The following is an 11,936-nucleotide window of genomic DNA, read 5'->3' on the forward strand; positions in this document are numbered from 1 at the left end:
GTCCTCCAGGCGCTCCATCTTGCGGAGGGCGTTGTCCTGCTCCTGGCGGGTCCAGCGGGAGAGGTGGGGGCGGAGGTCGGTGAGGGAGTTCCACCGGTCCGGGGTGGCCAGGGCGGTGATCTGGGCGGCTATCGCGATCTCGGTGTCGGTGAAGGTGACCATCTCTGCTCCCTGGCGTCTTGTCCCTTGCTGATGGCTCAACTTTAGAGGTAACCTATCAACATGCACAAGAGGTAACCTCTAAGTCGCTGAAGATTGTTTGAGAGGGGACCTCTAGACTCCCCTCATGAGGAGGCCGACCACCGTGTTCCGAAAGCTCATCGACGACCTCGCGGCTGTCGAAGACCCCGCCCAGCGGGTCCGATTGACCACCGAAGCCCTCGAAGCGGCGAAGGAGTTCAACGCCGAAGTCGCGCAGCTCCGCCAGGTCGCCGCCCAGGAGTTGAAGGACCAGGGGCTCACCCTCGCCCGGATTGGCGAACTCGCCGACCCGGACAAGCCCCTGCACTTCTCCCGGATCCGCCAGATCCTCCAGGGCGGGCCCACAGGGCGCTGGGCAAAGGCGGCCCGAGAAGCCGCCGGCCCCGCCCCCGAACCATCCACCGCGCCCGAGTAGGCGCTGCCCTTGGTCACCGGGACGCCCCGGCCTGGTCGGCAGGCTCGTCCGCGTCGATGCCCAACTCGTAACGCAGGCGTTGCAGCCGCTCCGGCGACCAGTGGGTGAGCCGAGCATCGCCGGAGAGGGCCCGCATGTTCTCGGTGCCGGACTGGTGGACGGCGGCGAGGATGCGCAGCCACGCCACGTCCACCCACTCCGTCGTGGAGTGCGAGTAGCAGCGGCGCTGGCCGGACCGTTCTGGTCCGGTGGCGGGCGGGCAGCCGACCTCGACCAGCGGGTAGGAGTAGCGGCCGATCAGCAGGTCGCACTCCTGGTGGCCGTCGATGCCCGAGGCGATGTCCGTGGCGGCCGACTCGGGGCGGCTGTACTCGACCTCCGTGAGGGCGAGGGCCGGGTCGTGGGAGAGACAGAGAACTCGGTAAACGCTGCTCATCCCGCCACCTGCGCCAGTACGCGGCAGCCGACCACGGTCCCGTCCTCGTTACGGATCTCCGAGTACGGGACCAGTAGGTCGTCACGGCCCTGCTGCCCGAGGGCTAACGCCAGCGACACCACGTAGTGGACGCCGGCACGCTTGGGTGGCAGGTCGTGGGCGTGCCCGTACTCGACCCCTTCGATCGGGATGCCGTCGATGATCCGCCACGTGCCGAGGTCGATCGTGGCGAGCCGGGCGACGGCGCCGGATGGAGGGATCAGGCACTTCAGCCCCTGCTCCAGGTCGCCGATGCGGTCCGGCGTGTCCGGGTGGTAGATGCGGACCGGGTGCGGGGTCAGGTTGACGATCTCGTGCTTGGGCATCAGGACGCCTCCCCCGCCTGCTGGGAGGCGACTTGCGCGAGCGCTGCCCGCAGCCTCTCCAGCGACACGCCGCGCTCCCGTCCGGCGTTGAACATCAGCCCGAACACCATGCCCTCGACGTCGTCCGGCTCGGCGTCCACGATCCGCTCGACGGGCTCGACGAGCGCCGCCTCACCGTCTCTGACCGCCCACGTGGCGGCAACCTCGCCTTCGCCTTCGTCGGTGACGACCTGAGCGTGCAGGTTCAGGTACGGGAAGGCGGCGGCTATGGCCTGCCAGTCCTCGGTGACGTCTTCGACGGTGGGCCACTTGCCGATGTTGTAGTTGGAGCAGCCGATCTTGCCGTCCCAGTCGCACCAGCCGTGGGGGCCGCCGATCCATGAGGAGCCGATCCGGTGGTTGGCCAGGTCGTGCAGGTCGAGGATGCCCATTCGTTCGCGGCGCGCTTGCTTGTCTGCCTCGATGTCGCGCCACCGTTCGCTGTACTCGCCGGGCTTGAGCCGCCGCATCGAATCGACGGGCATGCCGTACTCGTCGCCCAGGTCGCACACCGCCGTCTCCCACGCCTGGTCGTTGAGGAAGAAGCGCCAACTGTCGGTGCGGATCAGGATCTCGTTGGCCTGCTCTCGGGTGACGGGTTCGCCGACGACGAGCAGGCGCGGCCATTTGGTGAGGTCGGTCATGGCGTTCGCTTTCCTTGTCGAGTATCGATCTTGAGATGCCATTTTGTGATCTTGATGGGAACTGGAGTTTGGATCTTGAAGCGCCGAGAGCCCTCGAAAATCGCTGAGAGCCACAGAGAGCCCCCGGCACAACACGACCCCTAGCGAGAGACTTCAGACGGCTCTACGCCCGCCACAGCCACACCAGCGCCTCGCGGAGCGCCACTCCCGTCCGAGCCGTCCCCCGCCGGACGCGTCAGGACCGACAGATCGAACTCGCCGTCCTTTCACACCGGCCACGAACGTGCGGATCTCCGCGTCGGAGAACTCCAGCGCCTCCGGAGCCCCTTCGAGGCGCATCTCCCACCGGTCGTAGCCGACCCTGGCCAGCGTGAGCACGGACACGTCACCGCGCCTGCTGGAGGCGATCGACTCGGCGAAGTACTGCCAGTCCTCCGCGCCGACGTTCAGCACCGGGGACGCCTCGTCCAGCTTGGAGTCCCGTACCGCCACGCGGCCGTCCGCCAGCGGAGCCACCTCTACGCACGCTGTGGCGCCGTTGCAGTAGCCGGCCTTGCGCCAGGCAGTCCTGGTGATCTCGTCGTGCACGTCACGCCTCCCCGTCGATGAACAGCTTCCGGGCCGCCTCCAGCGGAGACAGGCCCTCCTCGACGAGGTCCGCCAGACGGCCGGACACCGCCAGCTCGGCGGCTTCCACCTCGGGCCGGGTCTGCTCGTATGTGGTGTGCAGCAGCGGAGACACAGCACGGACAGGCTCAGGCTCGGCCGGCGTCGGCGTCGGCTCCGTTGCGGCGGGTGTGACGGTGCCGTGCCAGAAGCGGCGGTACACCATGTCGTCGAGGTAGCTCACGAGGTGGCCCCGTTCAGGACGCGGGCCACAGCCAGCGGATGGTCGAAGCACTCACAGCGACGAACCTCCTGGCCCACAACGCCGTCGCAGGCGACGTGGAAGACGAGCCCGCCCACGTGGTCGGCCGTCTCGTCAGCCCACTCGGCCACCTTCTCCAGCCAGGAGGCGAGAGGCTCAGCCACGACCGGGCTCATCATGCGGATCCACGGTGCCGCCTGTTCCGCGGCCGGGTGCCGGTTGTACGGCGGCGCAAGCACCGCGACGGGCTCATTGCCCGGGTCGGTGACGATGCACGAGGTGACGTCCTGCTCGTAGCGGGTGGCCTCCCACCACCAGGGCCCGTTGACGCCCCACGGGCCAGGAGGCGCGGCCTTCGCCAGACGCCGGACCTTCACCGCAGCCTCTCGGAGTTCGGACGCGAGCGTCTTCTCGGTGGTCTCAGCCACGGTGGGCCACCTCTCGGGCCGGGTAGTGCAGTTCGACGAACGCGCCCCTGAACGAGCCACGCGACCAGGGGGCCGCCTGAATGTAGTGACGGCCCGGCTCGCCGCACCCGCACGTCCAGTGGTCGCACCAGGCGATAGCCCGGATAGAGATCACCTGAACGTCCTGAGGGGCAGTCGACACCCCAGAGCAGTCCTCCGCAGCCCACTCCGTGGCGAGCCGGTGGATCTCGGCGGGGTCCTCACCGCGGATCAGGAGCAGCGGGCCGTTGTCGCCGTTGAGTTGAGTGACCCGCTCAGCCATGGTCGCCTCGCTCCGGGTCGCAGACTTCCGCGAGACGTGCACACGCCTCGATCCACCCTCGGGCGGCGTTGGCGATCACAGCGGAGCGCATCGCATCGCCCTGCGCAGCCGCCATCGCTGCCACGTGCAGGACGTCCTGCCGGTCGGTCAGGAGCCAGTGCAGGACCCCGAGAGCGTCCTCAAGGTCGGCGCTGGCCGTCTCTGTCACCGGCCTGTGCCGGACGTTGTCGTCGTCCGTCCGGAAGTAGGCGTCAGCCCCGAACCCGTCCGGGCGTCCGATGCCGAACCGTGCCGGGTCGCGTGGATCGACCTCGACGATCACGCCGCGGCGGACGATCTCGACCTCGTCGCCCTTGCGGTAGATGGGGGCGCTCATCGGGCGGACACCTCGCCGCCGTTCTCGCTGCGGGTCGGCCACCACGCCTCGTGAAGCTCCTGGCGGCACAGGGCGCACCATGCGCCCTGCGAGCCGAGGCCGCCGCACTCGCGGCACTCTTGCGGGCGGGCCGGGACGGGCGCCTGACCGTCCTTGGCCATGGCGACGCAACTCGGGCACAGCCCGTCCGGCAACTCTTCGGCGCCGATGAGCCCGTCCGTGGCCTCCCTCAGTGCCTCCTCAGGAGCGACCGCCATCCGGTCGCACGCCGTCAGGCACAGCACACCCTGCTCCGGCACAAGACCGAACAGCGACGGGATCAGGTGCCGCCACTCCGGGTCTGCGTTGGCGTACGGGCTGTATGGGTTCGGGTCGATCTTGGCGTCAGTCATGGCTGGGGCTCCTCGGTGATCGGTGTCAGGTCTGGTACGGGAGGGGGAGGGTCGGGCGGTCCGGGGTTCGTCAGCAGCCGGTCCAGCAAGGCGATCAACTCACCCATCGGGCCGGAGACCCGGGCTGGCAGCAGCGGCTTCTCCGGCCGTAGCCGTTCCGCTTCAAGGCGGCGGACCCGGTCCCTCAGCTCGTCGATCGGCTGGCGACTCACGGAACCTCCTCGCCGGCCAGGGCGCGGCGCACGAGTTCGGCGCCGCGGACTTCGGTTCCCGGCTCGGGCGGCCGGTGCGGCTTGAGCGGGTCGCGGCACGCCTCGCGCAGGTCCCGCGGGAACCCCGCCGGGTCGACGAGCAGGCGGACCACCTCGACCAGGACGCGCGGCCACTCCCAGCCCGCGGTGGCCGCGGCGACGATCGCGGCCTGCAGTTCGGCCTCATTCCAGTCGGGGCGCACATGTCCGGCTAAGGCGATCAGGGAGGGGACGGCCCGGCGGATCTCGGGCGGGTTCTCCATAGCGGTCGTGGGCATCGGTCACGACACCTCCTTCGAGGCGAACGGGTCTTTAGCTGTGGGGTTGCACGCGGGGCACTTGTCCCAGCGGCCGTCAGCGAGCTCCAGCCAGCGGTAGCCGTCGCTGTGGCAGTGGCCGCACCATTCGGGCACGACCTTCAACGGCGAGGCGTCGGCCTGCCGCTCGACAGCTTCAGCGGCAGGCAGGAACTTGCCCGGGTTGTCCTCGATGGCCGCGGCCACGTAGGCGGCACGGCTGGTCCGGATCTGGCGGTTCCCGAGAATCCGCTGCCGGATCTTGGTTGCGTCGAGGATCGAGACCTGCCGGCCCGTCAACTCCGCCAGGAGTTCGACGATGCCGAGATCGATCGAGTCGTCGTCTTCCGCCCACGCTCGCGCGTTACGGCGGGAAGAAGACTGACTAGTTGTATCCGTCCCTGTCCCCTTCGGGGACGGGACGGGGACGGGGTTCACTTTTGCTTCAACGGTTCGCGAAGCACCACCCGAAGCATTTGCTTCACCTTTGCTTCGTGTTTTGCTTCGTGTTCTTCCGCTGGCCAGACCGCCTTTCCGTCCCGCCTCGGCGCGCTTGGCTCGCTTCTCGCGCTCCTCCTCGGCGGTCGGGTTGTAGTCCGTCCAGTCGTGGAACAGGTAGCCGCCCTTGCTCCGCTTCCACAGCCCGGCGGCAACGAGCTCCTTCGCCAACGACGCACCGTCCGGAACCAGCCGCGGCAGCGCACGGTCTGGCACGAAACCTCCAGTGAGGTTCGCGCTCGACCATGCACCCGCGACCACCCACAGACCGAGCGCGGCCGGGTCAGTCGCCAAGACTTTCGGGTGGGAGTGGAACGAGTCGTCCACCTTGAACCAAGTCATCTGGGGTGGAACCCCTTTCTTGCCGTAACAGGGGATCGATGTCGAAGGATCAGGAGAGAACCGCGGGCACGTCCTCGCCCTTCCTATGGACCTTGAGCACGCTCACCGATCGATTCGTCACGTAGTAGTTCCAGGCGCGGACGATCAGGCTGTAGACATCAATGCGGTTCGACGACGACCGCTCCATGCGACTCGCCTCGCGGCCGAAGCGATTGCGCAGGTGCAGGCGGGCGTCTGCCCTTGCCAAGCCAGCACCCTCCGTGAGGCCCCGCACCCATTCAGGAATGAGGTCGGCGTGCTGCGTTCGTGCAGCCTGCGCCAGGAGCGCTAGATGGGGCGAGGGGGTAAGCCGGGCTGCACCCCACACCGCTCTTGCTGCGGGCGCCCATTCGACCAGCTCGGGCCAAGACTCGATGACAGCGAGAACCTCATCGTTATCGGCCTGGGCGACGTAGACCTTCGCCTGGACATTGCGGGTCAGGCTCCCGTCGATGGCTCCGACGAAACGGGCGGCAGCGGCGATGATGGTGCCGTTCGGGTTGTCGATCAGATGGTTGGCCTGCCGCTTGTGGCCCACATCCAGCACAGAGAAGGTGTCTCGATCGCAGTCTGGGATGACGTTGAAGTCCACCGGTATGCCGGCCAGGTCGACGGCCTTCAGGCGATGCTGGCCGTCCAGCAGGAATCCTTCGGAGTCAAAGGCGATGCCCTGGTGAGTGAGTCTCCACCGGCCTTCCTTCATCGCCTCTGCGTAGCGTGCGGCAACGACGAGGCTCATCTTGCGGTTGTCGCGGTTTCGTGTCTCCAGCCAGCCGCGCGCGATTTCCGGGGTGATTGTGACTCGCTGGAAGCTGTCGGGGATCGGAATCAAGGGGGTTCAGTCCTCCATGAGCAGGCGGGCGAGCGCCTGGCGGGCTTCGAGGGGCATGTGCTTGCGCAGCGCCAGGGCTGCGGACTCGGGGCGGTCCAAGCGCACGCTGATCGTGCGCTTCCGGAAACCCGCCTTGACCATGGCGGCGTGCGCTGAGAGGTGGCCGGCGAGTACTTCCGCGTGAAGCTCGGGCGCGTCCTTGCGGAGACGGCGAAGGGCATACTCCTTCGACGTCCCTGCAGGCCGACCATGATCACTCTCATTGTTCATAACATCAACGTTGAGATTGATCTTCTGACTACCGCCGACCGGATTCTGTAGCGCCTGGTCCAGCAGATCCAACGCCTCGGGATCGTCCGACACGATGCGCCGCACCAGATCCACCGACGACCCGATCCCCTTAAGGGGCGGGGTGGCGACGAAGTCGGCGAACCGGGCATGCTCCACGAGCTCACCTCGCTGCGTGACGAACTCCCGCCACGCCTCCTCTCGGAGGATCCTCTTGAGCAGATCTGGCACCGTGCCGAGCGCATGGTCGCCGCGGCGCAGAGATGAACCGAGCGCCTCGACCAGCGTCGCGTTCTGCTTGAGGGGGTCTGTCACAGCATCCCCAACTGGTCGTTGAGGAACTGAACCATCTCCTCCAGCAACTCAACGCTCGCCTTGGACCGCGGACCGAACTTCTTGAACAGCGCGGTGTTCACGTCCTTGGGCTCGATGTTGCGCCGCTTGCTCAGTCGGCGGGCGAGGGTCTCCACCTCACCGCGGAGCATCTTCTCTCTGCGGTGGCGCGGGACGGCTTCGCTGGCCGGGGCCGCCGGCGCCACGTCGGGCGCCTTCTCCTCTGTCCGCAGGAGAGGGGCGATGTTAACGGCGTATTGGAGCGGGATCCCGTGGCTGGCGCAGTAAGTCTTGGCGCGCTCAAGGCCGTCGGCGAACGTCTCTTCCCCGCCGAGGATCGCCCGGTCGAACGTTGCCTCGGAGGCGTACACCGGTTCGCGGAGATCGAACTCCATCTGGGCGCCCTCGCGTTCGGCGCGCGCCTTCTCCTCCGCCTCGGCTTCGGCCTCGATCTGGTGGCGCAACTCGTCTTCGATCGCGCGGGCATACTGCATCAGTTCCGGCAGGGCCGGGATGAGCAGCCTCGCATTGAACTCCTCTCCCTTGCGGACGCGGACGAATCGGCCGACGACCTGGCGGAAGAACAGCGGCGTGGAGACCTTGGACACGTATACGCCGACCGCGAGCCGCGGGATATCGACGCCCTCCGAGATCATGCGGACGGCGATGATCCAGCGGTCGCGGCTCTTGCGGAAGTCCTCGATCTTCTTGCGGGCCAGCTTGGAGCCAGGGTCGTTCGCCGGGTCCGACACGACGACCGTGGGCATCACGCCCCCGTTGAGGGACTTCAGGATGAGGGCGTACTCGTCGGCCTGCCATTTCGTGTCCGTGATGACTAGGCCAGCCGCGTCGGGGATATCCACGCGAAGGTCCTCAAGGGCCACGATGGCTTCCCCAAGGATGTCGGGAATCCAGGCATGCTGCGGATGGAAGATGGTCTCCAGCACGGCAGGGACATCCTCCTTGTGGAGGTCCTCGCCAAGCCTCGCCACATAGTTGGCCTGCCCGGGGCCGGGATCACGCGCCTCGCGCCTCGCGCGAGCGTGGTCGATCCACCGCGCCTCCCCGTCGTAGGCGTGGAACTCGATCCGCCGGCAGACTCCGTCTGCCACGGCGGAGCCGTACTCGTAGGCGTAGTCGACCTTGACGCCCCCGTTGTCGTCGTACTTCACGAACGGGATGGGGTTGTTGTCTCGCCTCCACGGAGTCCCCGTCAGCGCCAGGCGATATGTGGCATGCTCGGCCGCGCGATTGAGCGCGTCACCCCACGTTCGGCTATCGCCTGCGTGGTGGATCTCATCCAAGATGACCATGGTGGGGCGGCGCATGGCCCGCCGGGCGAGATCGGCGCCAGTCCCCATGGCGAGTTGCTGATAGGTGACGACGCAGCCGACATACCCGGCCTTGTCGTAGTCGTTCGCATTGTCCACCGGCATGAGGTGGACGGCGCGCTCTCCGGCCGCGTCCGCCCACTGCTGCCGAAGGGCATCCGTGGGGACGACGACCATCACTCGGCCGATCACGCCGTTGTCGATCAGCCGGTTCGCCAGGCTGATCGCGAACGTGGTCTTCCCCGCGCCGGGGGTGGCGCAGACGAGGAAGTCGCGAGCGTTCTTGGCAAGGAAGCGTTCGGTGGCTTCCTGCTGCCACTCGCGGAGGTTACTGCTCACGGTGTTGCCCTTCTTGAGGTTGCAGGGGGGGCAGAGGGCCTGACCGTTGATCAGGTCGGTCTTGCCGCCGCGGGAGTAGGGGATGACGTGGTCGCCGTGCCAGCCGGGATCCAGTTCGGCCCCGCACTTCTCGCACAGCCCATCGGCTGCGAGGTAGAGCGCGGTTCGCTCCCGTCCGGTGAAGCAACGCTTCTGCGCCATCTGTCCCCCTGGTCACGCTGGTTCGATTCCATAATACGCACTTAGTACGTGTTAATAGAGCGCGTTATTAGGACACGCACAAGGTGCGTGTTTTACTATCAAGTTGTGGTAACGCGCACATGAGACGCTGAAGGAGTGGACCCCGAGATGACCGCTGAACTGCTGGAAGCCGCGAACGCCTACAACGAGGCGCCGAAGCGGCTGCGCGACGCGATCGTCAAGGCAGCCGAGACGGAGAACGCCACCGCCGCCGAGATTGCGGTGGCGATCAACTTCACGTACTCCGTGGACTACGTGTCGCGGATCGTGCGTGAGGCCGGCGTTGCCCGCCCGCGCGGGCGACGCCCGCGCTCCTCCGACTCCTGACCCGTCTCTCCGGGACGGACGGACTGAGGTCTTCACAACGCCTCCCCCTCTCGCAGATCGGCGAGTTCGGTCTCCGCTACCAGCCGGGCCGCTCTCTCACTCAGCAGTTCGGCTTGGGCGCGGGCGGCGTCGGCTTCCGCCACGGAGGCTCGGACGGTGCACCGGCGGGCATGCCGTTCCGCGGATTTGAGCCGGGCCATCAGGTCCGCCATCGGGGTGGAGGACATGTCGCCCGCCTCTCCGAGGAGCGCGGCCGGCGGCACGCCAAGAGCGTCAGCGATGCGCCCCAGCAGGGCGACGCTCAAGCCCTGGCGTCCCGCCTCGACGTTGCTGATCGAGGCGCGCGACAGTCCTACGGCGTGGGCCAGGTCGGCTTGCGACAGGCCGTTCGCCTTCCTCAACGCTCGGGCGTTGCGTGCCACTGCCTTATCCAGCAGGGGCACGCTTTGGGCGGTCGACTCGGTCACGACGCCTCCCGCAACGGCAGAGTGGGCGTCCCGTACGTGCGGAACTCGACGTACAGGCCGAGCGCTTCGGCGATCTCCTCGACGAGGTCCCAGCGCCTGCCGCCCGAGTCGTTCTCGAAATGGTTGATCGCGCTGACGGACTTGCCGGAGGCGCAGGCGAGGTCGAACTGGGTCCAGCCCAGTTCCTCTCGCCGGTCGACCAGCAGGGCGACGACGGGGTGGCGGCTGGTCATGACGCCCGCTCCAGCACGTCGGGGGCGAGCGCGAGCGTCGCCAGCAACGCCTTCAGGAACCGGCCGTACACGGCGGCGGAGTGAGGCGTCGGCCGGGACGACCCGGTCTCCCACCGGTGCAACGCCTTCGCGTCCACGCCGACCGCCGCGGCGGCCTCCCGCTGGGACAAGCCCGCCGCCAGGCGGATCCGCCTGGCTTCGCCCGTCTGCAGCATGAGCCGCGTCCACACCCTCAACACCACCTCCGCGGCCTCGACAGCGAGCGGAGCCGGCGCGGGACGGTCAGGCGTCAACGTCAAGTACAGGCCGTGGGTGGCCGCCCACGCCTCGACCTGGACCAGGCCCGGCTCGGATGCTCCGCCCTCCCACGAGGCGATCGTCCGGTCGGACCTGCCGACGCGGTCGCCCACCTCGGCCTGTGTCATGCCGTCTTCGAGGCGCGCTTTGTGAAGGGTGGCGACAACCCAGTGGACGGCCTTCATGACGCCACCACCTCGGCCTGGCTCCGCTGCTCGTAGGTGCAGTCCTTGCACTCAGGCCGAAGACCGTCGCTGGAGCGGGGCTCCCGGTAGAAGTCGGTGGCGGGCTTGACCGTCTCGCACCCTCCGCACGCCTTGTCGTCCGGGACCTCTACGACGTGCACGGGCGTCTTGCGGCGCTGACGCCGGCGGCGCTCTGAGGCCCGCTCCTCCTCATTGAGTCCGCCCCACGTACCCGACTTCTCAGGGGCGGCCAGGGCGTGATCCAGGCACTCGTTGCGGACAGGGCATTGGGCGCAGATCGCCTTGGCCTTCCTCTCCCGCCTCTCACGCTCAGGCTGGCGTTCCCCGTCAGGGCCAAAGAACAGGACGAGGTCTTCGCGGCGGCAGGCGGCATCGTCCTGCCACTGCCAGATGAGGCGCGGGCGGGGCGCCGGCCCCCGATACCTAGTCACACCGGCCACGGGTCTCCTCCTTCTCGTTGCTGCTTGCGGGGTCCGCCAGAAGGTCCGCTACGGCCTTGTAGGCGGCTGCGGCTACCAGGTGTGGGGAGGCGTGGATACGGCCCGCCTCCGTGTGGCAGGAAGCCGTCAGAGCCTCCACGACAGGGTCCGGGGAGGAAGGGGCGGGCGGGCCGGAACGGAGACGGGCAGCGCGGACCTTCAGGTCTGCGGCGGCACGGTCCCGCACGTGCTGCTCGTGGCTGGCAAACTCGCGGGCCACGATCTCGGCGACGTCGAACACGTCCGCCGGCAGGGTCAAGTCAGGCATCGCTGGCCTCCGAGAACAGGTCGTCCATGGACAGCCGCTTGACGATCTCTTCGGCGTAGGGCTCGTGCTTCTCGATGCCGATAGCGCGGCGTCCGAGAAGCCGGGCGGCGAGCAGCGTGGAGCCGGAGCCCGCGAACGGGTCCAGCACGAGGCCGCCTGGCGGCGTGCACTCGCGGACGAGGGCCTCGACGACGGCCAGCGGCTTCTCATCCGGGTGGCGCTTCTGGAACCGCACCGATGGCGCTTCGATCAGGTAGGTGACGGAACGGGGCTGGCGGGTGCCGTCGTCCTGCCAGGCGTTCTCTCGGCCGCTGCGCTGGTGCTCGGCGGCACGAGACTGCTTGCGGACGGTGCCCTTGTTGGCGTCGACGCGTTCCCGCTCCCACTCGTGGTGCAAGTCGCTCC

General features: G+C 68.1%; 23 protein-coding genes. 2 read left to right on the top strand and 21 right to left on the bottom strand.

Annotated elements, in window-relative coordinates; all coding sequences use genetic code 11:
- Nucleotides 1-286 precede the first annotated feature (286 nt).
- Nucleotides 287-616, top strand: coding sequence for a hypothetical protein (locus VIU94_RS29580; RefSeq protein ID WP_331915910.1), 330 nt, complete (start codon nucleotides 287-289; stop codon nucleotides 614-616).
- Between the two features lie 13 nt (nucleotides 617-629).
- On the opposite strand, the gene VIU94_RS29585 is transcribed toward VIU94_RS29580, so the two are convergent.
- The 15 genes from VIU94_RS29585 to VIU94_RS29655 form a co-directional block, all read right to left on the bottom strand.
- Complete coding sequence (locus VIU94_RS29585; RefSeq protein WP_331915912.1) at nucleotides 630-1,052, bottom strand: hypothetical protein; 423 nt, start codon at nucleotides 1,050-1,052, stop codon at nucleotides 630-632.
- The gene (locus VIU94_RS29590; RefSeq protein WP_331915914.1) at nucleotides 1,049-1,417 is read right to left on the bottom strand and encodes a hypothetical protein; all 369 of its coding nucleotides are present in this window, start codon (nucleotides 1,415-1,417) and stop codon (nucleotides 1,049-1,051) included. The genes VIU94_RS29585 and VIU94_RS29590 overlap by 4 nt, the downstream gene beginning before the upstream one ends.
- The gene (locus tag VIU94_RS29595) at nucleotides 1,417-2,100 is read right to left on the bottom strand and encodes a hypothetical protein (protein ID WP_331915916.1); all 684 of its coding nucleotides are present in this window, start codon (nucleotides 2,098-2,100) and stop codon (nucleotides 1,417-1,419) included. Before VIU94_RS29595 ends, VIU94_RS29590 begins: the two co-directional genes overlap by 1 nt.
- 153 nt (nucleotides 2,101-2,253) lie before the next feature.
- Nucleotides 2,254-2,688 (bottom strand): DUF397 domain-containing protein, encoded by a 435-nt coding sequence (locus VIU94_RS29600; RefSeq protein WP_331915918.1) that lies wholly within the window; start codon nucleotides 2,686-2,688, stop codon nucleotides 2,254-2,256.
- Between the two features lies 1 nt (nucleotide 2,689).
- Entirely contained in the window at nucleotides 2,690-2,950 is a 261-nt protein-coding gene (locus VIU94_RS29605; RefSeq protein ID WP_331915920.1) for a hypothetical protein, read from the bottom strand.
- Nucleotides 2,947-3,396, bottom strand: coding sequence for a hypothetical protein (locus VIU94_RS29610; protein ID WP_331915922.1), 450 nt, complete (start codon nucleotides 3,394-3,396; stop codon nucleotides 2,947-2,949). The genes VIU94_RS29605 and VIU94_RS29610 overlap by 4 nt, the downstream gene beginning before the upstream one ends.
- Entirely contained in the window at nucleotides 3,389-3,697 is a 309-nt protein-coding gene (locus VIU94_RS29615; RefSeq protein WP_331915924.1) for a hypothetical protein, read from the bottom strand. The genes VIU94_RS29610 and VIU94_RS29615 overlap by 8 nt, the downstream gene beginning before the upstream one ends.
- Complete coding sequence (locus VIU94_RS29620) at nucleotides 3,690-4,073, bottom strand: hypothetical protein (protein ID WP_331915926.1); 384 nt, start codon at nucleotides 4,071-4,073, stop codon at nucleotides 3,690-3,692. The genes VIU94_RS29615 and VIU94_RS29620 overlap by 8 nt, the downstream gene beginning before the upstream one ends.
- On the bottom strand, nucleotides 4,070-4,465 hold the full coding sequence (locus tag VIU94_RS29625; protein ID WP_331915928.1) for a hypothetical protein: 396 nt from the start codon (nucleotides 4,463-4,465) through the stop codon (nucleotides 4,070-4,072). The genes VIU94_RS29620 and VIU94_RS29625 overlap by 4 nt, the downstream gene beginning before the upstream one ends.
- Nucleotides 4,462-4,677 carry a hypothetical protein gene (locus tag VIU94_RS29630; RefSeq protein WP_331915930.1) on the bottom strand — a complete coding sequence of 72 codons (216 nt, stop codon included), beginning with the start codon at nucleotides 4,675-4,677 and terminating at the stop codon, nucleotides 4,462-4,464. The genes VIU94_RS29625 and VIU94_RS29630 overlap by 4 nt, the downstream gene beginning before the upstream one ends.
- Complete coding sequence (locus VIU94_RS29635; protein ID WP_331915932.1) at nucleotides 4,674-4,994, bottom strand: hypothetical protein; 321 nt, start codon at nucleotides 4,992-4,994, stop codon at nucleotides 4,674-4,676. Before VIU94_RS29635 ends, VIU94_RS29630 begins: the two co-directional genes overlap by 4 nt.
- A 3-nt stretch (nucleotides 4,995-4,997) precedes the next feature.
- Nucleotides 4,998-5,852, bottom strand: a complete 855-nt coding sequence (locus tag VIU94_RS29640) for a hypothetical protein (protein ID WP_331915934.1) — start codon at nucleotides 5,850-5,852, stop codon at nucleotides 4,998-5,000.
- Between the two features lie 49 nt (nucleotides 5,853-5,901).
- A complete protein-coding gene (locus VIU94_RS29645) occupies nucleotides 5,902-6,723 on the bottom strand; it encodes a hypothetical protein (protein WP_331915935.1) in 822 nt (273 codons plus the stop codon).
- 6 nt (nucleotides 6,724-6,729) lie between these two features.
- On the bottom strand, nucleotides 6,730-7,326 hold the full coding sequence (locus VIU94_RS29650) for a hypothetical protein (protein ID WP_331915937.1): 597 nt from the start codon (nucleotides 7,324-7,326) through the stop codon (nucleotides 6,730-6,732).
- On the bottom strand, nucleotides 7,323-9,215 hold the full coding sequence (locus VIU94_RS29655; protein WP_331915939.1) for a DEAD/DEAH box helicase family protein: 1,893 nt from the start codon (nucleotides 9,213-9,215) through the stop codon (nucleotides 7,323-7,325). Before VIU94_RS29655 ends, VIU94_RS29650 begins: the two co-directional genes overlap by 4 nt.
- 147 nt (nucleotides 9,216-9,362) lie before the next feature.
- Here VIU94_RS29655 and VIU94_RS29660 point away from each other — a divergent pair, with 147 nt between their 5' ends.
- Complete coding sequence (locus tag VIU94_RS29660) at nucleotides 9,363-9,581, top strand: hypothetical protein (RefSeq protein WP_331915941.1); 219 nt, start codon at nucleotides 9,363-9,365, stop codon at nucleotides 9,579-9,581.
- A 32-nt stretch (nucleotides 9,582-9,613) separates the two neighbouring features.
- Here the strand turns inward: VIU94_RS29660 and relB are convergent, their stop codons facing one another.
- From relB to VIU94_RS29690, 6 genes are all read right to left on the bottom strand, one after another.
- Complete coding sequence (gene relB / locus VIU94_RS29665; protein ID WP_331915943.1) at nucleotides 9,614-10,048, bottom strand: type II toxin-antitoxin system RelB family anti-toxin; 435 nt, start codon at nucleotides 10,046-10,048, stop codon at nucleotides 9,614-9,616.
- Nucleotides 10,045-10,281, bottom strand: coding sequence for a helix-turn-helix domain-containing protein (locus VIU94_RS29670; protein WP_331915945.1), 237 nt, complete (start codon nucleotides 10,279-10,281; stop codon nucleotides 10,045-10,047). The genes relB and VIU94_RS29670 overlap by 4 nt, the downstream gene beginning before the upstream one ends.
- On the bottom strand, nucleotides 10,278-10,763 hold the full coding sequence (locus VIU94_RS29675) for a helix-turn-helix domain-containing protein (protein WP_331915947.1): 486 nt from the start codon (nucleotides 10,761-10,763) through the stop codon (nucleotides 10,278-10,280). Before VIU94_RS29675 ends, VIU94_RS29670 begins: the two co-directional genes overlap by 4 nt.
- Entirely contained in the window at nucleotides 10,760-11,224 is a 465-nt protein-coding gene (locus VIU94_RS29680) for a WhiB family transcriptional regulator (RefSeq protein WP_331915949.1), read from the bottom strand. The genes VIU94_RS29675 and VIU94_RS29680 overlap by 4 nt, the downstream gene beginning before the upstream one ends.
- The gene (locus tag VIU94_RS29685; protein WP_331915951.1) at nucleotides 11,208-11,531 is read right to left on the bottom strand and encodes a hypothetical protein; all 324 of its coding nucleotides are present in this window, start codon (nucleotides 11,529-11,531) and stop codon (nucleotides 11,208-11,210) included. The genes VIU94_RS29680 and VIU94_RS29685 overlap by 17 nt, the downstream gene beginning before the upstream one ends.
- Nucleotides 11,524-11,936 (bottom strand): DNA methyltransferase (locus VIU94_RS29690; protein WP_331915953.1); only part of this gene is annotated, 413 nt, incomplete at its 5' end. The genes VIU94_RS29685 and VIU94_RS29690, both read right to left, overlap by 8 nt.

Source organism: Streptomyces sp. (assembly GCF_036566765.1).
Lineage (GTDB): Bacteria > Actinomycetota > Actinomycetes > Streptomycetales > Streptomycetaceae > Streptomyces.

What these genes read in the sequence shown, in the direction of transcription:
- VIU94_RS29580 (WP_331915910.1), top strand. Translation starts at nt 287, where the DNA reads ATGAGGAGGCCGACCACCGTGTTCCGAAAGCTCATCGACGACCTCGCG.
- VIU94_RS29585 (WP_331915912.1), bottom strand. Translation starts at nt 1,052, where the DNA reads ATGAGCAGCGTTTACCGAGTTCTCTGTCTCTCCCACGACCCGGCCCTC.
- VIU94_RS29590 (WP_331915914.1), bottom strand. Translation starts at nt 1,417, where the DNA reads ATGCCCAAGCACGAGATCGTCAACCTGACCCCGCACCCGGTCCGCATC.
- VIU94_RS29595 (WP_331915916.1), bottom strand. Translation starts at nt 2,100, where the DNA reads ATGACCGACCTCACCAAATGGCCGCGCCTGCTCGTCGTCGGCGAACCC.
- VIU94_RS29615 (WP_331915924.1), bottom strand. Translation starts at nt 3,697, where the DNA reads ATGGCTGAGCGGGTCACTCAACTCAACGGCGACAACGGCCCGCTGCTC.
- VIU94_RS29620 (WP_331915926.1), bottom strand. Translation starts at nt 4,073, where the DNA reads ATGAGCGCCCCCATCTACCGCAAGGGCGACGAGGTCGAGATCGTCCGC.
- VIU94_RS29625 (WP_331915928.1), bottom strand. Translation starts at nt 4,465, where the DNA reads ATGACTGACGCCAAGATCGACCCGAACCCATACAGCCCGTACGCCAAC.
- VIU94_RS29635 (WP_331915932.1), bottom strand. Translation starts at nt 4,994, where the DNA reads ATGCCCACGACCGCTATGGAGAACCCGCCCGAGATCCGCCGGGCCGTC.
- VIU94_RS29640 (WP_331915934.1), bottom strand. Translation starts at nt 5,852, where the DNA reads ATGACTTGGTTCAAGGTGGACGACTCGTTCCACTCCCACCCGAAAGTC.
- VIU94_RS29655 (WP_331915939.1), bottom strand. Translation starts at nt 9,215, where the DNA reads ATGGCGCAGAAGCGTTGCTTCACCGGACGGGAGCGAACCGCGCTCTAC.
- VIU94_RS29660 (WP_331915941.1), top strand. Translation starts at nt 9,363, where the DNA reads ATGACCGCTGAACTGCTGGAAGCCGCGAACGCCTACAACGAGGCGCCG.
- VIU94_RS29670 (WP_331915945.1), bottom strand. Translation starts at nt 10,281, where the DNA reads ATGACCAGCCGCCACCCCGTCGTCGCCCTGCTGGTCGACCGGCGAGAG.
- VIU94_RS29675 (WP_331915947.1), bottom strand. Translation starts at nt 10,763, where the DNA reads ATGAAGGCCGTCCACTGGGTTGTCGCCACCCTTCACAAAGCGCGCCTC.
- VIU94_RS29685 (WP_331915951.1), bottom strand. Translation starts at nt 11,531, where the DNA reads ATGCCTGACTTGACCCTGCCGGCGGACGTGTTCGACGTCGCCGAGATC.